This window comes from Yersinia alsatica (assembly GCF_902170305.1).
Lineage (GTDB): Bacteria > Pseudomonadota > Gammaproteobacteria > Enterobacterales > Enterobacteriaceae > Yersinia > Yersinia alsatica.
In genome coordinates this window covers 190,735-215,597 of record NZ_CABHWW010000026.1, presented here as the reverse complement: position 1 = coordinate 215,597, position 24,863 = coordinate 190,735, and the positions used below count along the sequence as shown (strand labels likewise).

Sequence of the window (24,863 nt, the reverse complement as noted above, 5' to 3'; positions counted from 1 at the left end):
TTTTGCTCTTAACCGAGCCGGTGGTTTCACACTAAATGCACTTGCAAACCGTGCTGAATCAACACATCTCCCAATGTGTTGCTGCTATCCAGTGATGAGTTGTGGTAGACGTCAAATGCTTGCCCATCAACATTGCGTTGCCCGACACTGCTCCACACTCCGTCTGGCGTATTGCTGAGTGTGACTTGCCCGCCCTCTGCTCCTTTAATCAACAAGTCATCTTGCGGTTTATCGGTTAGCGTCAGCGCATCATGCAAATCAAGCTGGATACTGTTGGTGCCGCTATTACCTAAATCAATGATTTCGATATGCTCCACCTTCAGCCCCAAACTGGTCAGATCCAGGACCTGATGAGTCCCGCCCAGCAGCAAGGTATCCATCCCCAAACCGCCGTCGATATGGTTGAAATTCAGGGAATTGACTGTGAAAACATCTGCGCCGCTGCTGCCGGCCAGTGCTTCACCGGACATCACCACACCATCCGCCAGATTGAGCGTGACGCCGCCGATGGTATAGCCGCCTTCGGTCACCGTGGTGGTCAACGTGCTGTCGATAGGCGCAGTCAGCGATTCAGCAGCTGTGGACTCCACCTGAGCAGTGGCTGATTGAGCCGCAACCGAGTCGGCCGAGTGCTCGCTAGTGGTCGCCACGTTTTGGCTTGTCTCTGTTTGATTGGTTGCGCTGGCAGAATGCGATAAATCACTGTCAGGGGTGACCATCATACTGGCGGCCTGAATATCCTGGTCAGCAGAGAGTAACTGAATCCCCGAGCCCGAGAGCAAACCGACCGCGATCGCTTTGTGGTTACCGGCTTCATCGGTGACCGATACCGCCACCGTGGTGGTCAATATGCTGACAACATTCAATGCACTAAGGAAACTCCCATAGAATTTGACACTCCAGTGGCCCGTGCTGTCGACCGTGCCCTCAAGGGATTGCCCCAGCAGAACCACGGTGACCTTAGTATTGGGCAACACATTTAAGCTGGAGCCAGAAACAGTCAGTCCGTTAGCCGGCAGTTGCAACAGATTGCCGACATTGCCAAGCACGTCGACCCCCAAGAGCGGTAAGGCATGGGTTTTTACTGTGAAATCAGTGTCTACCGCGACCTGATTGCCGACGGCATCAGTGACCGAGACAGCAATTTTGGCGGAACCGTCCGCCAGACCGGTCAGAAGTGACGGCGTAATCGGCACACTCCAGCTACCATCACTGGCAATGGTTCCAGTGAGAACCGTACTACCGATGGTCACCTTAATCTGCGAGCCGGCGGCGTGGGTGCTGGTACCGGAAATCACTTGTGCCGCGGTTGATTCAGCGCCATTGAGATAGTGATCGGTGGCAAAGAAAGGATTCAGTGTCAGTGTTGGTAAGCTGATCCCAACCGTAACGGGCGCGGTGGCGCTGGTACTGTGCCCGGCGGCGTTAGTCAAGCTGGCACTGGCGGTAAAACTCCCATCCAGCAGACCAGCCAACATCAATGGCGATACCGCAATGCTCCAAGTGCCGTCAGCTTTTACGGTGGTATTTAGCGTCAGATTACCGACAGTCACACTCAGATTGGATCCGGCGGCAAAAGTACTGTGCCCACTGATGGTTTGGGTCAAGAGTGCATCAGCAGCATTGAGTAGACCATCACCAAAGATAGGGTCCAGTGTCAGGGTCGGCAAACCATTGGCTATCACATTCAGAATGCCAGAACCGTTGGCCAGATTACCCACAGCATCTTGCAGCTCGGCAGTCACTGTCAGGTTACCATCGGTCACCAATGTTTTTAAATCAATAGGTTGAACCAGTACACTCCAGTTCCCCCCCGCGCCAACCGTGGCAACGTAGGGTTTACCATTTAGCGTAATATTAATTTGGGTGCCCAATGCCACATTGGTGGTAGTGCCGCTGATGGTCTGCGCCACCAGCAAATCCGCCACACTCAGGATGCCATCGCCAAAAATAGGATTGACTGACAGTGTCGGTTGGGCATGAATCAGCACATTGACTAACCCGCTGGCGCTACTGGTATTACCGACACTATCAACCAAGGATGCACTGATTGTTTGGCTACCATCCAACAACCCACTCAATATATTGGTCGGAACCTGCAGGCTCCACGAGCCATCGCCCGCCACAATTGCCGTCAGTTGGTTAGTACCCACCTGAACCAGTATCTGCGTACCGGCAATGCCATTGACGACCGTCCCGCCGATAGTTTGCGCCTTTTGGCTATCCAAAATGCTCAGCAGCCCGTCACCAAAAATCGGGTTCAGTACCAGCTTAGGCACATTATTGATAATGACATTGGCATTGCCGGATGCTGCTCCGGTGTTACCGGCTAGGTCGGTAACCGAGACGTTGACCGTCAAATTGCCATTCGATAACGCGGTCAAGTCAGTCGGTTGCAGCGTCACCGTAAAACTGCCATTGGCGGCGGTGGTCGCAAAGAACGTTTTCCCGCCGACTGTGACACTGACCTGAGTTCCAGCCGTCACTCCGCTGACGACCCCACCAATGGTTTGGGCAATCGCGGTATCCGCCAAGCTAAGTTTGCTATCATCAAAGATAGGACTTAGCGTGATGACAGGTAGCGTCACATCCACCAGTAATGGGCTCGTCGCGCTACCGCTGTTCTGGGCAGAATCGGTCACCGTGGCAGTGACATTGAGGGTACCGGCGAGCAAGCCATTCAATATGCTAGCATCGACTGGCACACTGAAAGTGCCATCCGCATTCACGGTTGCCTCTAGCGACGCCGTCCCCAATTTAATGGTGACCTTGGCACCGGCAGGCAGATTTTTAATCGTGCCGCTGATGGTTTGGGTTAGCAGCAAGTCAGCCGCATTAAGAATACCATCGCCAAAGATAGGATTAAGGCTAACCTGCGGCAGATTATGGATAAGAACATTGGCCGTGGCTTGGGTATTGACGATATTCCCCGCCACATCTTTAACCGAAATATTAACCTGTAAACTACCGTCTTGCAGGCCGCCGAGCAGGGACGGCAGTAAGTCAATATGCCACACACCCCCGGCCAGTACTTGTGTGGTCAACACTTGGGTGCCGATGGTCACCGTGACCGTCGCCCCTACAGCCACATTATTAATCACCCCACTCAGTGTTTGCGTTGTCGCCGCCTCCACCGCATTAAGAATGCCATCTGCACCAAACAGTGGGTCTAATGCGCCAAACGTCGGCAGATTGTGTGTCAGCACATTCAACACCGGTGCGGGGCTGACGTGCACCACATTATTATTGGCATCAACTATCGTGAGATCCAGTGACAGCGGGCCATCCGCTAATTGACTCAGCTGTGCCGTTGGTAGCGTCAGCGACCATTTGCCATTAGCCCCCACATCGGCCGTCAGTTCGACACCATTGATAGTCAGTTTTACCTTGGCACCCAGACCGGCATTTTGTGCCGTACCGGACAAAATTTGATCCACTGTCGAGCCAATGGCATTGAGATAGCCGCCGTTGAACAGAGAGTCGACCGCCAGAGCCAACCCTTTATTGAGCGCGACATTGACTGTCACATTGCTGCTGCTTGGGTTACCGGCAGTATCTGTCACACTTAATCCGACAACCAGTGGGCCATCCGCAATACCGGATAAATTCGCCGGAAAAACATTGATACTCCATTTACCGTCATTTCCTACCACTGTCGTCAGTAAGGTACTGCCCAAGGTCAGCGTTAAGGTTTTCCCTTCTGATCCCAGCGCCGTCCCGGACAATATTGAGCCCAGGAGATTGCTGTTAAGGATTGGCGCACTGACATCCAAGGTGATGAGTGTCGGTACCGTATCAACCAAAACAGTGATTGGCGTGGCATTGCCACTATTTCCCGCCAAGTCGGTCAAGGTCGCCGTCAAGGTATTATTGCCCTGTGGCAACGCCTGCAAATCGGCCACCGGAATAGCGACACTCCACGCGCCATCCGCCCCTATCAGAGCCGAATAATTTTTACTGTTTAGCGTTACCGTCACCGTGCGGCCAATGTCATTCGCTGAGGCAATACCGCTGACCAGTTGCGGCTCTTTGGATTCCAGCGCATCTACTATGTTGTTGAGAGCAAATGGCTCCAGGGTCAAGGTCGGAGGAACTCGGTCAACCAGCAGTCCGACCTGTTCGGAGGCAGTGCCCCCAACCAACGACACGGTTATTTGATAATTGCCATCCGGGAAGTCACCTTTGGGCAGGGTCACTGACCAACTCCCATCAACCCCGATGGTGAGCGGTACGCCAATTATGCTGCCATTGATTTTAAGTATGACGGTGTCGCCAGTGGTAGCGCCGGTAACGTTACCGCTAATAATGATGTCCTGCGGGTCATTTAGCTTATTGATAATATTGTTAGTGGTGATTGGATCTATCGTGAGCACCACCGGAGGAGCAATGATATTCACATCGACGTTAATTGGAGCGAGGGTATGGCCCTCATTGCCGACACTGTCGGTGACTGATGCATTGATCGTCACATTTCCGGGTGCCAAACTCCCCAACTGAGCACTGCTCACCGTGGTTGACCACACCCCATTGAGCCCCACAGTCGCGGTCAGATTAAGGCCACCAAAAGTAATATTGACCAGACTGCCGACGGCCATATTGGTGGTGGTGCCGCTGATAATCTGTGGCACTTTACTCTCGAGGAAGTCTAGTTCAGCGCCAAAGAGTGGAGTATCAATGGTGACCGTTGGCAAAGTATGAGTTTGTACACCGATGCTAAGCGAGCTGCTGCCGCTATTACCGCCGCCATCCAGCACATCCACCTTGATAGTAGGGTTGCCATCAGGAATAAGTTTTAAATCTGCCGTCGGCAACGTGACCGTCCATACTCCCGTCGCGGTATTAACATCGGCGTTGTATTGCTTGCCATTGAGGGTGACTTTCACGGTTTGCGCGGTGTTCAGCAATCCGGTGGTGCCAGTCAATATCTGGTCAGTCCCGGCCTCATTCAGATTCAGTACTGCGCCAAACGGCGGTGTGTTAATGGTCGGCAGAGATGGCGTTAGGAAGCTATCAAAACCGAGCAAGCCGGTATTACTGTTCCCTGCGGAGTCAGTGACAATGACATTAATTTGGTGTGAACCATTAACCAAACCATTAAGTGCCCCTGACGGGAGAGTGACCGTCCAGTCGCCGGTGATGGGATCGACCACACCAGAGTAGCTTATTCCGCCGACATCAATCTTCAACTGCACATTCTGGTTATTACCGATTATCCCGGTTTTACCGGTGATAGTGATTGCCGCTCCAGCCTCAGCAATATCAACACTGGCACCAAAGGACGGTGTATTGATGGTTGGCTGCGGCAGCAACTGTTGCGAAATAAAGATGATGGGTTGGTTTGGCAGAATATCCACCACATTGCCGCCGCGATCGGTGACCGTCACGCCAATGGTATGTGAGCCGCCACTTAACCCGGTTAATAGCCCCGTCAGCAGTGGCAGTGACCAACTGCCATCCGCACCGGCAATCACAGTTTGTATCAACCGGCCATCAATAGAGATAGCCACTGTTTGCCCGCTGCCCGTCACCCCAGTGGTGCCGGTCAATGTCTGCCCAGTCAACGCCTCCAAATGGTTTAGTACTCCATCGCCAAATGGCAATGTCAGTGTTGGCTGCGGTAAATTATGGGTCATGACCTCCACGTTTCCGCTCAGGGAGCCGGTATTGCCCGCCGCATCTTGCGCGGTAACCGTGACAACCCAAGTTCCCTCCGGCAGGGCTTGCAACACGGTTGGCGTCAAGGTCAAGGTCCATTTACCGTCTTCGGTGACAGTTGCCGCGTAACCGGTGCCATTAATATAGACGGTGACCTGTTGTAGCTTATCGCCCACAATCCCGGTGGTTCCGGTTAAAATTCCGCCAGCGGCGGCTTCAGCCGCATTGAGAATACCATTGATAATTGGCCCGGTATCAAACGTAGGGGCTGGGCTAAGCACCAATTGAGAGTTGAAGTTAACCGACTCAGTATCGCTGTTACCCACCCGGTCAGTCACTGTGACCGAAATCGTATGTGATCCGTCCAATAACCCACTTAATGCCCCGGCTGGCAGAGTGCAAGTCCAGGTTCCATCAGTAGCCACCGTGGCCGGGTAGCTCACGCCATCAATTTTCAGCGTGATGGTTTGCCCACTCCCGGTGGCTCCGCTGTTCCCGGTCAGCGTCTGGCTGGCGGCGGCTTCTAGCTTGTTTAGGTAACCATCACCAAACGGCAAGGCTGGCAGAGTAATATTGGGGACGTTATGAATTAAAATATCGAGGTTGGCGCTGGCTGAGGCACTGTTTCCCGTGTCCGCATCAATAGCACTGACCGTCACTTGAGTCTTACCGTCAGCCAGACTTTGCAAAGCTGCGGCGCTGATATTAACCGTCCAGACCCCAGCCGATGTCACACTGCCGGGGTAATCTTTACCATTAATCGACACCACAACCGCGGTACCGACAGCCAAATGGTCACAGCTGCCCGTCAAGGTTGCATTTGCACTTATCTCGTTAACACTCAATATGTTATCGCCAAAGAGCGGCGCAATTGTCAGTGTCGGCACATCATTGATAGCCACTGTGATATCAGTAATATCGTGGCTTTCATTACCGGCGATATCCGTTACGCTGACTTTAATCCCCCCCGCCAGAGTGCCATCCCCCAAGAGCAACAAATCTGCCGATGGAATCGTCAGGCTCCAGGTGCCATCACTCTGCACCGTAGTTTTGTAATCACGACCATTAAGTGTGACTGTCACGGTAAGCCCGGCATCACCGGCGCAGGTTCCTTTGACAACCACCCCCAGCAAGGCATCAGCCAGATTCAATACATTGTCGAGACTGGTTTGGACATCAACAGTGAGGATCGGCGGGTGAGTATCAACCGTGACATTGTGGCTGGTGTTGGCCGGGTTTTGTGCCACATCATTTACCGTGGCGGTAATGACATTAGTGCCCTGCGGTAGCGCCTGTACATCCGCGACAGGCACCGAGACACTCCAGCTACCGTCGGCCAGTACCACCGCCTGATAGTATTTACCGTGCAAGCCAATCGTCACTGTTTGCCCTGCCTGCACATGCAAGCTGTTGCCACTGATGGTCAGTGCTGACTGACTTTCCTGATAGTTGATGATGTCGTCACTGGTGACTGTCGCAACCGTTAAGGAGGGTTGGTCAGCCAGAGAGGCAATCACCGTCACCTGATGGCTACCACTGGTAAGGTTCCCCCCCAGATCAGTGACCGTCGCCACTGCTGTGGAAGGCCCTTCCGGCAATAGATTCACATCTGCCGCCGGGACTGTCACTTGCCAGCGACCATCACTTTGTACGATGCCCGTGTAGCTCTTGCCACCAAGAGTGACGGTGACAGTGCGCCCCGCTTCTACATGGGTCGACACCCCGTTGATGAGTGCGTCCTGCGCATATTCAATGCGATTAATAAAGTTATCGCCTGAGATAGTGTTAATGGTAACTGTCGGCAGATTAGCCGAGTCAGCATCAATTATCAGGGTGCGATCGACAACTGTCTGGTTGCCAGCGCTGTCGCTGAGGGTAACTCGAATCGGATAATTGCCATCAGTCAGGCTTTGCAACAGCGTGTTGCTCAGCGGAATACTCCAGGTGCCATCCGATTGAACCAGACTGCTGTAGGTCACACCGTTTAGCACTACAGAAACCATACGCCCGGCGTCTGACAATGGCGCGCTCCCGGTGATATTGACGGTACTCAATGCTTCGGTGGCATTGATAATATTGTCGCCACTGATAGGGTCTACCACCAATGCTGGCGCAACTTTATCCACAATGGCACCACCGGTGAAGGTGCTGCTGTTGCCTGCACTGTCCGTGGCCGTAACCGAAATGGTCAGATTGCCGTTGGGCAGATTTTGTAATTCAGATGGCGGTAGAGTGAGTTGCCAGTTGCCGTTATTGTCGGCAACCAGCTGATGGGCAACACCACCCACCGTCACTACCACCGTCTGCCCTGCACCACTGACACCGGTGGAGCCGGTCAGTGTCTGGCTGGTGGTCACTTCTGCTGCATTAAGGTAACCATCAACAAAGGGAATATTCAGTGAGGGGGCCGGAACCGCGTGAGTCACCAGTGTAATATTGCTCACTTGGGTGGTGGTATTCCCCACACTGTCGGTGGCCGAAATGGTAATCGGGTAGCTTCCGTCCGCCAATAGATTCAGGGTGTTGGCGGGGATACTCACACTCCAACTCCCGGAAATACCTACCGTGGTGCTGTAAGTTTGACCGTTAATCACCACATTGATGGTGGCCCCAACGTCATTGGAAGTACCAAATACCGAGATACTGGCTGCCGCTTCACTGGCATTTATCACTCCATCACCAGCAATTGGCCCCACCGATAACTCAGGGGCCAGAGTATCTACCGTTATCGGGGTAATCTGGCTATTGCTGTTACCGGCGGCATCCGTCACCAAGACTGAAATTGACTGCCCGCCTTGCGCCAGCCCCTGCAATACACTGCTGGGTAATGTTAGTGACCACTGGCCGTCATTGCCGACCAGTGCCGCATAGGTTTTGCCCCCGATAGTCACCATCACGCTCTGTCCGGCCCCCAAGATACCGGTGGAGCCGTTTAAGCTCTGGCTGATGCCCGCCTCGACTTTCGTTAGCGTGCCATCACCAAAGGGCAGATTAGTGATGGGTGCTGGCAGCGTATGGATATAGATCCCAAGCTCGCTGCTGGTGGAGACAATATTGCCCGTGCTGTCAGTTGCGGTAGCGGTCAATGTTACTTTACCATCCAATAACAGGGCTAAATCACCGGCGGGTATATTCAAGCTCCAATTGCCACCGACCCCGGTGATAGCGGAGTAAGTTTTGCCATTCAGCGTCAGGATAATCGTCTGATTAGGATTGAGATTACTGGAGGTGCCATTAACAGTGACACCTGCTGCCGCCTCTTGTGCGTTGATCAGATTGTCACCGGTCAACGGGCTGATACCAATCCCGCTCTGAGCATTGTTGACGATAATACCCTGGCTACCACTGGCCGCATTGCCATTCACATCGCTGACAGTCGCCGTGATGCTGGTCATACCATTAGCCAGCAACGCCAGATCAACTACCGGGATTTTCGCACTCCAATTGCCCGAAGAATCCACCGTCGCGGTATAAGTTCGGCCATTAAGAGTGATGGTAATCACCCGCCCAGCCTCTATTGCAGTCGTGCTGCCGCTGATGGTCTGACTGACCAACTGCTCAGCGCCATCAAGAATATTGTTACCGGCGAAGGTGTTAATGGTGAGAGTCGGCAAATTGAGAGGGTCGGCATCCAAGGTGACATTTTGGGTCACTGTGGTGCTGTTACCGGCAGCATCCAGCACCTGGGTACTAACCAGATAACTCCCATCACTGAGGGATGACAATGCCCCGGCAGGGATAGTGATGCTCCAACTGCCATTAGGCTGCACCACACCGGTGTAGAGTTGCCCGCCAATAGTGACCTTCACAATGGCACCAATCTCTGTACAACTGCCATTCACCGTAATACTCGCCGCCGCCTCTGCGCCATTGATAATATTATCCGTCGCAATTGGCGCAACGGATAAACCGGGCGCTTGGGTATCAACCTTAAATTGGCTGTTTAGGATATTGCTATTACCGGCTGCATCACTGGCGGTAATCACCAGCGGCTGATTACCTTGCCCCAAGCCTTGCAACACATTGGTGGGTAGCAACAATGTCCAACTGCCGTCGGCGGCAACCGTGGCTGAGTAGGTCACACCGGCGAGTGTCACACTCACCTGCTGACCACTGCCCGCAATGCCGGTGCTGCCGCGCAATGTTTGACCCAGCGCGGCTTCCGCACTATTGAGTATGCCATCGCCAAAAGGAGGAATCAGGCTGGCGGTAGGTAATGCATGGGTATAAATTCCCAAGCTAGTGGTGCTGTTGACCGGGTTGCCAGCAGCATCGGTGGTAGCAGCAGATAACGTCACACTGCCATCCGCTAACTGCGCCAGATCCCCTGCCGGGATCTGAGTGCTCCAGTTGCCCCCCGCGCCCACTGTTGCGGTATAGGTTTTGCCATTCAGTGTCAGGGTGACAGTTTGGCCGCTATTAACATTGGACGAGGTACCGCTGACCGTCACTCCTGCCGCCGCTTCAGCAGCATTGATGAAGTTATCGCCGGTAACCAGATTGATACCCAGCCCCGACGAATAATTATCAATAGTTATATTGTGGGTACCAGCGGCGGGGTTACCGCTCACATCGGTGACTGTTGCCGTAATGTTGGTGCTGCCGTTTGCCAATAAAGCTAAATCAGCCGCACTAACTTTCGTGCTCCAACTGCCATCTGCCGCGACAACCGCCGTATAGGTTTTGCCATTCAGTATGATGGTCACGACTCGACCGGCTTCCACTTTCGTGGCCAGCCCACTGATTATCTGGTCGACTCGCTGCTCTGCTCCATCCAGAATATCGTTACCGGCAAAGGTGTTAATGGTCAGGGTCGGCAAATTAGCCGGGTTAGCATCTAACGTCACATTCGAGGTGACGCTGGTCGTATTGCCTGCGGCATCGGTTATGGTGGCGGTTAATGGGTGGCTACCATCTGCAATAGCAGAGAGATCATTGGCAGGAATATTAACCGCCCAAGAGCCATTCGACGAGACGGTTGCGGTATAGGTTTTCCCTTCATAAGTGATGGTGACTGTACCGCCTAGCTCGGAACTGCGCCCACTGAGTGTTATCACTGCTGCGGCTTCAATGGCGTTAATTATACCGTCACCGGCCACCGGATTTACCACTAGCGTCGGTGCTTGAGTATCGACGTTAACCACCAGCGACTGGCTATCACTGTTACCTGCGGCGTCGCTGACCGTCACCACCAGCGGTAGACTCCCTTGGCCCAATGCCTGTAAGGCCGCGGGGGGTAAAACTAATGACCAACTGCCATTAATGTCGACTGTCGCCTGATACGTCACACCGTTAAAGCTCACCGAGACGGTCTGACCCGCTCCCGTCACCCCTGTTGACCCGGTGACGGTTTGGCTTACATTGACTTCAGCGCCATTGAGCTTCCCATCACCAAAAGGTTGATTAATGTTAACGGCTGGCAAGCTGTGGGTGTAAATACCGAGTGCAAGGCTACTGTCTGGTACACCAGTGGCCTGAACAGTTAATGTTATTGAACCATCAGCCAGTAAGGCTAAATCCCCTTTAGGGATAAGTACACTCCAGTTGCCATCTGCATCAACTAAGCCGGTATAAGTTTTGCCATTTAAAGTGACGGTAACCTGTGTGCCTAGAGCCAAGCCCGCCGACGTGCCAGTTACGCTAAGGTTAGTTTGTGCTTCGATGGCATTTATCAGGTTATCGCCCGCGACGGTGTTGATACCCAAACCGCCCTGGGTGCTATCGACGGTGATAATGCTGTCTTTACTGGCCGGGTTACCGGCGATATCCGTGACCTGTGCATGAATAGTGGTGCTGCCATTGGCAATCATTGCCAAGTCTGCCGCCGGAATCTGAGTGCTCCATTTGCCATCAGCCCCGACAGTGGCGGTATAAGTTTTATTATTCAATGTGATGAGGACTAAGCGGCCAGCCTCAACATGGCTGGTTGTGCCGCTCAATGTCTGACTGACTTTTTGCTCTGCCCCGTTAAGGTTATTGTCTACGGCAAAGTCATTTAGCGCCAAATTAGGGAGGTTGGCAGGATCGGCATCAATGGTGACACTCCCGCTAGCACTGGCACTGTTACCGGCACTGTCACTTACCGTAGCAGATATCGCTTGTGAACCATCAGCCAGCCCAACCAGATCGCTGGCAGGGACATTCACACTCCAGCGACCATCACTTTGCACCGTGCCGGTGTAGGTTTTTCCATGGAAGACCACAGTGACGGTGGCACCAATGGCCGATGACGTCCCGCTAATCGCCACTGTTGCTTTGGCTTCTGCCGCATTGATAATGCCATCCCCGGCGACCGGAGAAATTGTCAGGGTGGGGGCTGTGGTATCAACGACCAGAGTCACAGTTTGCTCCGCAGTCTGGCCGCTACCATTTGAAACGGTGACCACGACGGTATAACTACCATCGTGTAAACCTTGCAATACCGAGGCCGGAAGTAAAATGCTCCACGAGCCATCCGCTGCAACTTTCGTGGTGTAGGTCGTGCCGTTAATGCTGACATTGACCGATTGCCCAGCCGCAACACCGGTGGTGGTGCCACTCAATGTTTGGCTAACATTGACCTCACTGCTATTGAGCAGGTTATCGCCAGTCAATGGATTAACTTTCAAGGTCACTGCGGGGTCTGGGTTGCTGGTCGGTGGATCAACATTACCGCCGTTATTACCGCCGGAGTTGCTGTTATTGGAATTGCTATTACTGTGGTGTGATGCGGCAATGCCGATGCCTCCCGCTATCGCCAGAAAGCCCAGCGCCCCCGCCAATAACCCGGCAGAGCTGGCGCTGGCACCAACAGCCAAACCAGCCACACTGTCTATTGCGGTAAATTGCGGTACTAAGATGGCATCACCAGCAACTGCGGCGGCCCCTACAGCAGCAGGGAAAGTGGCATGTATCGGTGGATTAATACCATCATCAAACACCAATTCGCTGTAATTGCCGACACCATCGGTGGTGAAGAAGTGCTGGTAGCGCACGGTAGTGCCGTCTTTCATGTGCAAAATCAGGTCATTACCCTGGCGCTCATAGCTGGCAACACTTTCCGGCGTGCCATGAATACGCACAATGCTCAATCCGTTAAGCGCGACAACCTGCTGGTTACTTGCAACCTCTGAGATCAATGCCCCATTTTGCCGTGAAATAATATCAATTGAACCAGCCGCTGAATTCGCCATTGATAACCTCAAAAATCAAGCAAGATGATATCTCCACGTAAGAATATATCTGGGGGAGCCCCTGATAAGTCGGACGCTGGAGGGTAAATAAACACCTCAATAAAGAGGGTCTAAGCTTGTTTCTGGTGTGATTAACAACAACAAAGAAATCAGCACAATAGGTACATTTAGTTTTTATACATTTTTTTTAATGTGAACTCGAACAATAAGTTGGCGAGTCATTACTTAGATATAAGTAGATATTTCACAACTGTACAATAAAATTTCCCATTTTATTTACAATCATTAATAATTGAAATGATAAGAATTAGATTGAAACCAAAGGAAATGACTTCTAATGTGTAATTTAATTAATTGATTATTATCATAATTAATCGTTTCAGCATAGAGAGAAACTTAGCGTGGGCAGCAAAACAAGGTTAGATGGGCACCAGACAAATGATTAGCAAAATTAATGACTATTAGTTTACACTTATGCAACATACGCAAGAATAGATACGTATATAGTTTAGAATTATTGCATTAAATCAATCCTATCGCTTTGCCATTGATCTTCATCCTCTGTAGCGGTTATGCCAGCAAGCGAATACATAAGATTGCCAAGTATTATGATAATCCGGATAAATCCCTTCGACCCGCATTTCGCTTTGTGATAGAAACGTCTGTCTATATTTATTATTCATATCAATCGCAGATCCGATACCTCATGACCACCAAAACACTCCAATCAACAGTGCAACCAGGTGTTGCACAGCAAGTCTCGACTCGTCTGGCTTTTTTCATCGCCGGACTGGGCATGGCCGCATGGGCACCGTTGGTCCCTTTTGCCAAGGAGCGTATTGGTCTAAATGATGCGTCACTGGGCTTACTGCTATTATGTATTGGTGTCGGCTCAATGCTCGCCATGCCGTTGACTGGGGTGCTTACCGCAAAATGGGGCTGTCGGGCCGTGATTTTACTGGCCGGCGCGGTACTCTGCCTCGACCTACCCTTGCTGGTCTTGATGAACACTCCGCTGACCATGGCTCTGGCGCTGTTAATCTTCGGTGCCGCGATGGGCATAATAGATGTTGCGATGAACATTCAGGCAGTTATTGTCGAGAAAGCCAGTGGTCGGGCAATGATGTCCGGTTTCCACGGGCTATTCAGTGTCGGCGGGATAGCCGGGGCCGGTGGCGTCAGTGCTTTATTATGGTTGGGTTTAAGCCCATTGACCGCCATTATTGCCACCGTGGTATTAATGATTATCCTGCTACTGACAGCCAATAAAAACCTGTTGCATGGCAGTGGCGAACCCCATGACGGCCCGCTATTTGTTTTACCTCGTGGCTGGGTGATGTTTATCGGCTTTTTATGCTTTGTGATGTTTCTGGCGGAAGGCTCCATGCTTGACTGGAGTGCTGTCTTCCTCACGACATTGCGCGGCATGGAACCCTCTCAGGCCGGTATGGGCTATGCCGTATTTGCCATCGCGATGACTCTCGGGCGCTTAAATGGCGATCGGATTGTCAACGGATTGGGCCGATACAAGGTATTATTAGGCGGCAGTTTGTGCGCCGCTATTGGGATAATTACCGCGATAAGTATTGATAACTCACTCGCCGCCATTATCGGCTTTATGCTGGTGGGGTTGGGTGCCTCAAACGTGGTGCCCATCTTGTTCACTGCCGCGGGTAATCAAACGGTGATGCCAGCCAATTTGGCCGTCGCATCCATTACCACTATCGGCTATGCCGGGATTCTAGCTGGCCCAGCGGCAATTGGTTTTGTCGCCCAGTTAAGTAACTTATCGGTCGCTTTTGGCTGTGTGGCCCTGTTATTACTGACAGTGACTGCCAGCGCCAGAGCGGTCACGCGCTAACCAAGGAATATGCATTATTTCTATGCAAAATAATTCGCCATCCACCAGTTCAGTTAATATTACTCGCTGCTTCTGGCTATTTATTGTATTGCTGCTCATCACGATGGGGTTGTATGGCTACAACTATACCAATGCTTATCTGACAGATAAAAAGCACGCATTAACCAATATTGCCACCGGTTTGCAGCAACGTATTGATGACTATCGTTACCATACTTATCAAATCTATGATTTAGCCAATAACCCTACTCTATCTGATAAGCATATTCTCACTGCGCAGGAAATCCGTCTGCGCCCCGACATTTACTATATTGAAAAGCCGCGCAGAAAAACTGACGCCGTCATTTTTGGTAATCACGAGCCCGCAACGCTGCCTATGACATTGCAGTTGTCCGATTATCTCGACAACCACTGGGGCTCCCAGAATGATACCTACTCAATGTATTATCTGAACGGCCAAGATAATAGTCTGGCACTCATTACCACTCAGGCCTTAAAAGAAGTCACTTCGCGCTTTAAAGAGAGTTACTTGACGGCTGCGGCAGAGTCTCGCCGGGCAGAAATGCTCCAGCAGGCCAATACCTTAGATGAAAGAGAAAGTTTCTCGCCACTGCGAAAATTGCGCTTCCAGAATGCCTACTATTTTACGCTACGAACCACCTTTAACCATCCCGGTCATCTGGCGACCGTTATTGCCTTTGATTTGCCCATTAATGACCTAATTCCGCCCAATATGGCGCGTTCGAGCTTTCTGCTTCAACAGGATAAAACCCCCATTAATGAAGGTATGGCTCCAGAGGATATTGCCGCAGCCAGTGTGACACTCAATGGCTACTGGGTTGAATTCTCCGCCCCGCTGACAAACGCCACACTGAAAATTGTTTATCGTGTGCCGATCAGTGTGCTGGCCATCGATTTGCTGAGGAACAACTTCTGGCTGATCCTGGCCAATATTCTGCTGCTGTCATTGGCCGTGGTAGGAATCTATTTTATTCGCCGCCAATTCGTACGCCCTAGCGCCGAGATGGTCGATCAATTAGAAACGCAGAAGTCATTGAGCCAGGAAATCATTACCAGCCTGCCACAAGGATTGCTGGTGTATAATTTCAGCAACAATGCTGTGGTCGCCAGTAATCAGATAGCAGATAACCTGATGCCCCACCTTAATCTGCAAAAAATTGCCCATATGGCAGAGCAGCATCATGGGGTAATTCAGGGCACCGTGAATAATGAAGTTTACGAAATCCGCATGTTCCGCAGCAAAATTTCACCGGAAACTTATCTTTTCCTGCTAAATGATCAAGATAAAGAAGTGTTGGTCAATAAAAGGCTGCAACAAGCCAGACGTGAATATGATAAGAGCCTGCAAGCACGGAAACTGATGTTGCATAATTTGGGGATTGAGTTGAATCAGCCGGTGAATCAGCTCAACCAGCTAGCCAAAACATTACAAAACACCACTGATGTTGAGTCGCAGCATGAATTGACGGCTAAATTGGTCGAACAATCTGAAGATATCATTGAGTTGATTGACAACATCACCCTGCTGACTCGTCTGGAAACACAAGATTGGCAACCGGAGCAGCAAAGTTTCTCTCTATCAGCATTAATCGACGATCTACTGCTGGAGTTGCTGCCGGCGATTAATCGCAAGGGGTTGACTCTGTTTAATCACTACCGTGTCAATATTGACCAGAATTATATCGGCGATGAAAAAGTATTACGCAAAATACTTTCACTGTTGCTGCATTACTCCATTATTACGACGGCTTACGGTAAAATCACGCTAAATGTTGACCACGAACCGGGTCACCCTGAGCAACTGCTTATTCAGATAATTGATACCGGCGCGGGTATTTCTGACGAAGAGATCAGTAACCTTAATTATCCTTTCCTCAGCCAAACACTGGTCGATAGATACAATCACAGCTCGGGGTTAACATTCTTTTTATGTAACCAATTATGTAAAAAATTAGACGGTCAATTAGAGATTCGCAGCAAAGTGGATATAGGCACTCGTTATACTATCCGAGCGACAATTGCTGTTCAGAATGAAGAAGCGGAGGAACCAGAGAAGTTATTGGACGGTGTTACGGCTTTATTAGATATAACCTCTGAAGAAGTGCGTTCTATCATCACAACATTATTGAATTCGTTCGGTGCTAACTGCATTATCGTGGATGACCGTTTACCCGGTAGGGACTACGATGTAACGCTAACGGATAACCCGCAACACTATGATAATTTTACTTTATTACTGGCACCAGACGAAGTCGGCTTACAGCAGTTGCAGGATAATTATATTCGGGTAAATTATAATTTAGGAAGTGCAGTCATTGATGCAATATTATTATTAATCGAACAGCGCATTTTATCAGATGAATCCTCTGGAACTTCTGAATCCATTGCTGACGATGATATAAATGCATACGAGCAACAACTAAAATCCAGTGACTATTATTCCTTATTTGTTGAGACAGTACCGGTAGATCTGAAGAAACTGTATACTGAACTTCAGCAACGTGATTTCATATCGCTTTCGCAGACCGCACATCGATTGAAAGGCGTATTTGCTATGTTGAATCTGCTTCTCGGCAAACAACTATGTGAAACATTAGAACAGCATATCGCAGATGGCGATCGGTTGAAGATCGAAAATAGCATCAGTCAAATTGATTCTTTCGTCACCAGACTGTTGCAGCAAGGTAACCCATAACCATGAACAACCTTAATGTAATTATTGCTGATGACCATCCAATTGTGTTGTTTGGCATCCGAAAGTCGCTTGAGCAAATTGAATGGGTAAACGTTGTTGGGGAGTTTGAAGACTCCACTGCGCTTATTAACAATTTGTCTAAACTTGATGCCAATGTGCTAATTACCGACCTCTCCATGCCTGGAGATAAGTACGGTGATGGCATCACGTTGATTAAATATATAAAACGGCACTACCCTGATTTAGCCATAATTGTACTAACAATGAATAATAACCCAGCTATTCTCAGTTCAGTTTTGGACTTGGATATTGACGGGATTGTATTAAAGCAAGGCGCACCAGCTGACTTACCTAAGGCCTTGGCTGCATTACAGAAAGGGAAAAAATTCACTCCTGAGAGTGTGGCAAAACTACTAGAAAAAATCAGTGCGAATGGCTATGGTGATAAACGTTTGTCACCGAAAGAAAGTGAAGTTTTACGGTTATTTGCTGAAGGTTTCCTGGTTACAGAGATCGCCAGAAAGCTTAATCGCAGTATTAAAACCATCAGTAGCCAGAAGAAGTCAGCGATGCTGAAACTGGGCGTTGATAATGATATTGCGCTGTTAAACTATCTTTCTTCCGTCACTATCGGTCAAGATAAAGAATAACTCTCGGCCCTAAACCCGTGGTGTTATTAACAACACCACGGGTTTATTTATTTCTGCCTTTCCATTCGCGCTACAAATGTATTAATCCCTGACGACTTTAATGGCAATAGGTTTAACGCGCGCGTCGTACCTTGTCGCTGTAATAACGCAGCATTTGCCGCAAGGTATCCAAAGTCACAGGCTTAGATAAACAGTTATCCATCCCCGCTTCAATACAGCGTTGTTTACCTTCAGCTAATGCATTAGCCGTGACGCCAATCACTGGGAAGTTATGATTCAATTGACGCAGGCGCTGCGTCAAACGATAACCATCCATATTTGGCATATTCACGTCAGTCAGCACAATATCAACGTTATTAGCACTCAATACCGCCAGCGCATCCAGCCCATCATTCGCCGTAATCACTCGATAGCCCAATGTGGTGAGCTGATCGGCCAATAACCGCCGATTGATAGGATGGTCATCCACAACCAAAATTTGCAGGTCATCATTATCATCCTGATTGGTTCTAGCCGCTGGCAATTGCAATGGCGCATCCTCAGCCAATGATTGCTCCAGTAGTATGTTGTCCAATAATGGGATGATTTCCAGCAGCGTCGATGTACTCAGCAGCCAATAGCCTGGGCGCGTCTCTTGCGGCAAGCCAATATGTTCGATGGATAGCTGAATCCAGGTCGACAGTGGCGAGTTTATCTGCGGTAGATAATCACAAATCAGGACTTGATCTTGCAAAGTCTGTTCATTGCTATAGCGCTGGATGGTGGCACCGAAATGACTTAACAGATCGAGTAAATAGCTTTCGAGGCGCGCATTGCGAATATCCAACCACAGTACTTTTCCTTGCCAGCGGTCACTGGGCGGCAATACCGTATTTTTAGCCTGATACAGCGGAATACGAATAGCAAAAATACTGCCCATTCCCAGCTCGGAAACAACCTCAACGTCCCCGTCCATTAAGTTGACCAACTTCTCACAGATAGCCAAACCTAATCCCGTACCTTGAAAATGGCGCTGAACTCCAGTTCCCACTTGGAAGAAGGGATCGAATAGCTGGTTTATCTCGCGGGCATTAATTCCCACCCCAGTATCCCGTACCCGGAACTCAAGATAATAACCACGAACCCGGACCTGCAAGATGATGCAGCCAGTATCGGTAAATTTAATAGCGTTATTCAACAAGTTAGAAATCACTTGTTGTAAGCGAACCGCATCCCCCAGCATCAGACGAGGGACATCTGGCTCAATAAAGCAATACAGGCCTAAGCGCTTTTTCACGACCAGTGGCAAATAGTTTGCGGTGATATGCGTTATCACCTCCACGGTAGAAAACTCGCTCGGCTCAATTTTCAGTTGCTCAGATTCTATTTTGGAGAAATCCAGAATGTCGCTGATAATTTTCAGCAACAAACCAGATGAGTTATTCATCGCGGTAACTAACCGGTCAACGCCTTGAGGCAACTCTTTGGTTTGCAATAAATCGAGGTTACCTATAATGCCATACAGCGGAGTGCGCAATTCATGGCTGACGGTCGCCAAAAACATCGATTTGGATTGGCTGGCCTGCTCTGCTGCTGCGGCCATCTCTTGCAACGACTCCTCCATTTTTACCCGCGAACTGACATCCACCAGCACGCAGATAGCCACATCTTCATTACGATAACGCGAGTGAACAAAGCTGATTTGCAGATTGTTATTATTACTGGTCATCACATCAACAAAATTGGCTTGCTGCTCACAAATAATGCGCGTAATACGCTCGCGATCCTCATTTGTCAGCAAGTTAATATAGTTGTGTGCTAATTCATTACTGAGGATATTGGTGCCATCGCTAATCCGCAGGATGGAGATTCCCACTGGTGCAGAAGCAACAATTTTGCGATTAAATTGCTCATGTTCTTCCAGCCTTAACGCATTGTCTTCAGCCGGGTGGAACATTTTGCGCTCAAATAACCAGGCCAGAGTGAATATCACCACAGCAGAGAGCGTATTGAGCAGTAATGCATTAAAAATTAATAGCTTGAATATCTCTATAATCGTTTTAACAGGCAAAGAGTAAGCAATGCTTAGCGGGGATGGCAGTAAATTCTTTTTCAGAATAAGGTAATTATAATCATCCACATAGCCAAAATAAGAGGGTGTATCTGGATAGTCATTCAACATCGAGGCGGAGCGCTCCCCCGTTGCCAAACGCAATACCGGTTCATTGTCCTGATCCAGCAGAGTCACCCCCACTGGCAGCGGCCCTGACGAGATAAAATCTTCCAAACGAATAGTTTGCTCAGTCCCCACCAAAGCTTCTAACTTGTTGCCGACATAAAGTGGGCTCATAACATATAAGGTGCCAATTTCAGGGCGCACGCCAGGTACAATCCAATACAGGGTGCTGTCTTTATCCTGATTATTGGCCTCACGATATTTTAAAATATGTTCATTCAGTGACTTGAGTAAGCTCTCTTGCTCCATCGGGACATTACGAATATCGAAGTCCACCATGCACAAGGTATCACTGCCAATGAAGAATATCCGATTCAGGTCATAAGCGGCGGCGAAGTTCTCTTTCCAGTACAAAATAAGGTTACTGAGAGAATCTAATGACGAGTGACGCGATGAGTTAAGGGTGGCGCAGTCGGCCTGTGAGCTGAGCGGGTAATATTTGGGGGTGGTCTTATTTTTAATAAAAGCCCCGGCCGCGATATCGCTGCTCGCCGAATTCTGGCTTAAGCGGTTTTCCGCCATGTATTTGATATCGCGAATAATGTCAGAAGAGTGCCTAATGTAGCTCTGGGCTTGATCAAAGTTAGTATTATATTCCTGACGAATATCAGATTTTTTCTCATTAAGAATGTTCAGGATATAAAAAGTGGTCAACAGCGCGCCCAGTGACCATAGCATGACGGCCAATACCCGAAATAGGTAGCGGGATATTTTCAGTGTAGTGCGAAATGAAGAAAGATATTTCAATCTGATACCATGGTTAAAGCATCGCCCGACAGGCTGAGTGAGTAACAGAATACACTACCAATAAGCCATAAAAAAGCCAGCTCGTAAGCTGGCTGTTTCATTTACAGATGACGCGTTATGCGTTGTCGTCTTCTGCTTCATCGGCAGCAGTGTCATCTTCTTCCGGTGTGTTCAGTGTCGCGTTTTCTTCGCCACCTTCTTCACCTTCCAATGATTCGCCATCAAGGATTTCATCATCCTCTTCTGGCTCTGCTACACGTTGCAGGCCGACCACATGCTCATCTTCCGCAGTACGGATCAGTGTCACACCTTGGGTATTACGCCCCACGATGCTCACTTCAGACACGCGGGTGCGCACCAGAGTACCGGCATCAGTGATCATCATGATTTGGTCGGTTGGTGTCACTTGGACGGCCCCCACGACTTTACCATTACGTTCACTGACTTTAATGGAGATAACCCCCTGAGTCGCACGGGACTTAGTTGGATATTCTTCCACTGCAGTACGTTTACCGTAACCATTTTCAGTCACAGTCAGGATTTCACCATCACCGCGTGGGATAATCAGAGAAATAACCCGATCATCGCCATTGAGGTTGATACCACGTACACCGGTTGCAGTACGGCCCATAGAGCGAACCTGTGCTTCTGGGAAGCGGACCACTTTACCCAACGCGGAGAACAGCATAACTTCATTGCTGCCGTCGGTCAGATCCACACCAATCAGCTCATCGCCTTCATTCAGGTTGACGGCAATAATACCGGCACTGCGTGGGCGGCTAAACTCGGTCAATGCGGTTTTCTTCACGGTACCGCTGGCGGTAGCCATAAAGATGTGGCGACCTTCTTCATATTCCCGAACGGGCAGAATGGCGGTAATACGCTCATTTGGCTCAAGCGGCAATAAGTTGACGATCGGACGCCCACGGGCACCACGACTGGCTTCCGGTAACTGATAAACCTTCATCCAGTAGAGACGACCACGGCTGGAGAAGCACAAAATAGTATCGTGGGTGTTGGCAACCAACAGGCGATCAATGAAGTCTTCTTCTTTGATACGTGCCGCTGATTTACCCTTACCACCACGACGTTGAGCTTCGTAATCACTCAGCGGTTGATATTTGACATACCCCTGATGGGACAATGTCACTACCACATCTTCCTGATTAATCAGGTCTTCGATATTGATGTCAGAGGTATTCGCAGTGATTTCAGTGCGGCGAGCATCATTATATTGCTCTTTAATTGCCACTAACTCTTCGCGGATAACTTCCATCAAGCGCTCTGGGTTTTCCAGAATAAAGATCAGTTCACCAATGATGGTCAGCAGCTCTTTATACTCATCCAGCAGTTTTTCATGCTCCAGGCCGGTCAGTTTCTGCAAGCGCAGATCCAAAATCGCCTGAGCTTGTTGCTCGGTGAGATAATACTTGCCGTCACGGATACCGAACTCAGCTTCCAGCCATTCAGGGCGGGCAGCATCATCACCGGCACGTTCCAACATTGAGGCAACGTTGCCTAATTCCCATGGGTTGGCAATCAGACCCGCTTTCGCTTCCGCAGGGGTTGCTGCACGGCGAATCAATTCGATAATCGGATCGATGTTAGCCAATGCAATCGCCAGCGCTTCAAGGATATGCGCGCGGTCACGAGCTTTACGCAGTTCAAAAATAGTACGGCGTGTCACCACTTCACGGCGGTGGCGCACAAAGGCAACCAGAATGTCTTTCAGGTTAAGCAATTTAGGCTGCCCTTGAGACAGAGCCACCATATTGATACCGAAAGTCACCTGCAATTGCGTCAGAGAGTAGAGGTTATTCAGAACCACTTCCCCAACCGCATCACGTTTGATTTCAATCACGATACGCATGCCGTCTTTATCAGACTCATCACGCAACGCACTGATGCCTTCTACACGTTTTTCTTTTACCAGCTCGGCGATTTTTTCAATCAACCGCGCTTTGTTCACCTGATACGGGATCTCGTGAACAATAATGGTTTCACGACCCGTTTTAGCGTCAGCTTCGACTTCAGCACGGGCGCGGATATACACCTTGCCACGACCGGTACGATAAGCTTCTTCAATACCACGGCGACCATTGATAATCGCTGCGGTTGGGAAGTCTGGCCCCGGAATATATTCCATCAGCCCTTCAATGCTGATGTTTTCATCTTCGATATAGGCCAGGCAGCCATCAATAACCTCAGAAAGGTTATGTGGCGGAATATTGGTTGCCATCCCGACGGCAATACCTGACGAACCGTTAACCAACAGGTTAGGGATTCGAGTCGGCATTACGGCAGGGATTTGTTCCGTACCATCATAGTTAGGCACGAAGTCAACGGTGTCTTTTTCTAAATCCGCTAACAACTCGTGAGCAATTTTAGACATACGGATTTCGGTATAACGCATCGCTGCGGCGGAGTCGCCATCAACGGAACCGAAGTTACCCTGCCCATCCACCAGCATATAGCGCAGTGAGAACGGCTGGGCCATACGCACTATTGTGTCGTAGACCGCGCTGTCACCATGCGGGTGATATTTACCGATAACGTCCCCGACTACACGGGCCGATTTTTTATATGGTTTATTCCAGTCATTACCCAGTACATTCATCGCAAACAGTACGCGACGGTGAACCGGTTTCAGTCCATCCCGGACATCTGGTAAAGCACGTCCGACAATAACGGACATCGCATAATCCAGATAGGAGCTTTTCAGCTCTTCCTCGATGTTGACCGGTGTGATTTCTCTGGCAAGGTCGCTCATTGAGCCGCTATCCCTCTACTAATTACCGGATTTAAAGGTACGAAACTATATCACAAAACCCAGATTTTGGCGAAACTACATTACGCTCAGCTGAAACAGCATTGCGCTTAAGTCGTAGACACAAAACTGCGCCAATTGATGGGGAACATGTATAATCCGCGCAAAGAAACACAACAGTGAGAACCGGTCATGCGTGCAGATACCACAGCCCCTCATCATAATGTCGATGAACAAGAAATCGCTAAGTTTGAGGCAGTTGCCTCTCGTTGGTGGGATTTGGAGGGGGAATTTAAACCTCTCCACCGCATCAACCCCCTGCGGCTTGATTACATTTTGCAGCGCTCTGGCGGTATTTTCGCTAAGAAAGTGCTGGATGTCGGTTGCGGTGGCGGCATTCTGGCTGAAAGTATGGCGCATGAAGGGGCACAAGTGACCGGGCTGGATATGGGCTATGAGCCGCTACAAGTCGCTCGCCTGCATGCGCTAGAAACCGGCACTAAACTGGATTATGTTCAGGAAACGGTTGAAAGCCACGCGCAAAAGCACCCGCAACATTACGATGTGGTGACCTGCATGGAGATGCTGGAGCACGTTCCTGACCCCGCTTCAGTTATTCGTGCTTGCGCGCAACTCGTCAAACCCGGCGGTCATGTCTTCTTTTCCACTATCAACCGCAATACCAAATCCTGGCTGATGGCGGTAGTTGGCGCGGAATACATTCTGAAAATGGTGCCAAAAGGGACCCATGATTCGAAAAAGTTTATCCGCCCATCAGAACTTATCGGCTGGGTAGATCAAACGCCGCTGCGCGAGCGCCATATTATCGGGCTACATTACAACCCGATAACTGACCATTTTAAGCTCGGTCGCAACGTCGATGTGAATTATATGGTTCATACTCAGAAAGCAGACGACAGCACCGCGGTGTGACGTATAAAAACTAAACAATGCCCGATAGATTTCGCGTTGTGGCTAGCATCACTGCGACGCGAAAGATAAAGGATATTTCCAGCGTTTAATAAATCAGCAAACGGTCAAACTTTTAGGATTTTCAGCAGAATCTTATCCCCCAGATTG

7 protein-coding genes are annotated in these 24,863 nt (G+C 49.9%); 4 read left to right on the top strand and 3 right to left on the bottom strand.

What is annotated here, in order from left to right:
- Nucleotides 1-26 precede the first annotated feature (26 nt).
- Nucleotides 27-12,827: an Ig-like domain-containing protein gene (locus FTA96_RS15065; RefSeq protein WP_145574210.1), complete on the bottom strand. Its 12,801-nt coding sequence runs from the start codon at nt 12,825-12,827 to the stop codon at nt 27-29.
- Between the two features lie 706 nt (nt 12,828-13,533).
- Between FTA96_RS15065 and FTA96_RS15060 the strand changes: the two genes are divergently transcribed.
- Genes FTA96_RS15060 through rcsB form a run of 3 tightly spaced genes read left to right on the top strand, consistent with a single transcriptional unit; the run spans nt 13,534 to nt 18,054 of the window.
- Nucleotides 13,534-14,688 carry an MFS transporter gene (locus FTA96_RS15060; protein ID WP_050106140.1) on the top strand — a complete coding sequence of 385 codons (1,155 nt, stop codon included), beginning with the start codon at nt 13,534-13,536 and terminating at the stop codon, nt 14,686-14,688.
- A 22-nt stretch (nt 14,689-14,710) separates the two neighbouring features.
- On the top strand, nt 14,711-17,404 hold the full coding sequence (gene rcsD, locus FTA96_RS15055) for a phosphotransferase RcsD (protein WP_050120863.1): 2,694 nt from the start codon (nt 14,711-14,713) through the stop codon (nt 17,402-17,404).
- Between the two features lie 2 nt (nt 17,405-17,406).
- The gene (rcsB, locus tag FTA96_RS15050; protein ID WP_004389433.1) at nt 17,407-18,054 is read left to right on the top strand and encodes a response regulator transcription factor RcsB; all 648 of its coding nucleotides are present in this window, start codon (nt 17,407-17,409) and stop codon (nt 18,052-18,054) included.
- Between the two features lie 112 nt (nt 18,055-18,166).
- Here the strand turns inward: rcsB and rcsC are convergent, their stop codons facing one another.
- Together rcsC and gyrA are read right to left on the bottom strand one after the other, a co-directional pair.
- A complete protein-coding gene (rcsC, locus tag FTA96_RS15045) occupies nt 18,167-21,016 on the bottom strand; it encodes a two-component system sensor histidine kinase RcsC (RefSeq protein WP_050132958.1) in 2,850 nt (949 codons plus the stop codon).
- Nucleotides 21,017-21,131: 115 nt separating this feature from the next.
- On the bottom strand, nt 21,132-23,786 hold the full coding sequence (gene gyrA / locus FTA96_RS15040) for a DNA topoisomerase (ATP-hydrolyzing) subunit A (RefSeq protein WP_145508429.1): 2,655 nt from the start codon (nt 23,784-23,786) through the stop codon (nt 21,132-21,134).
- A gap of 189 nt (nt 23,787-23,975) precedes the next feature.
- Between gyrA and ubiG the strand changes: the two genes are divergently transcribed.
- The gene (gene ubiG, locus FTA96_RS15035; RefSeq protein ID WP_050106136.1) at nt 23,976-24,716 is read left to right on the top strand and encodes a bifunctional 2-polyprenyl-6-hydroxyphenol methylase/3-demethylubiquinol 3-O-methyltransferase UbiG; all 741 of its coding nucleotides are present in this window, start codon (nt 23,976-23,978) and stop codon (nt 24,714-24,716) included.
- The last annotated feature ends 147 nt before the right edge of the window (nt 24,717-24,863 follow it).

What these genes read in the sequence shown, in the direction of transcription:
- rcsB (WP_004389433.1), top strand. Translation starts at nt 17,407, where the DNA reads ATGAACAACCTTAATGTAATTATTGCTGATGACCATCCAATTGTGTTG.
- FTA96_RS15065 (WP_145574210.1), bottom strand. Translation starts at nt 12,827, where the DNA reads ATGGCGAATTCAGCGGCTGGTTCAATTGATATTATTTCACGGCAAAAT.
- rcsD (WP_050120863.1), top strand. Translation starts at nt 14,711, where the DNA reads ATGCAAAATAATTCGCCATCCACCAGTTCAGTTAATATTACTCGCTGC.
- FTA96_RS15060 (WP_050106140.1), top strand. Translation starts at nt 13,534, where the DNA reads ATGACCACCAAAACACTCCAATCAACAGTGCAACCAGGTGTTGCACAG.
- gyrA (WP_145508429.1), bottom strand. Translation starts at nt 23,786, where the DNA reads ATGAGCGACCTTGCCAGAGAAATCACACCGGTCAACATCGAGGAAGAG.
- ubiG (WP_050106136.1), top strand. Translation starts at nt 23,976, where the DNA reads ATGCGTGCAGATACCACAGCCCCTCATCATAATGTCGATGAACAAGAA.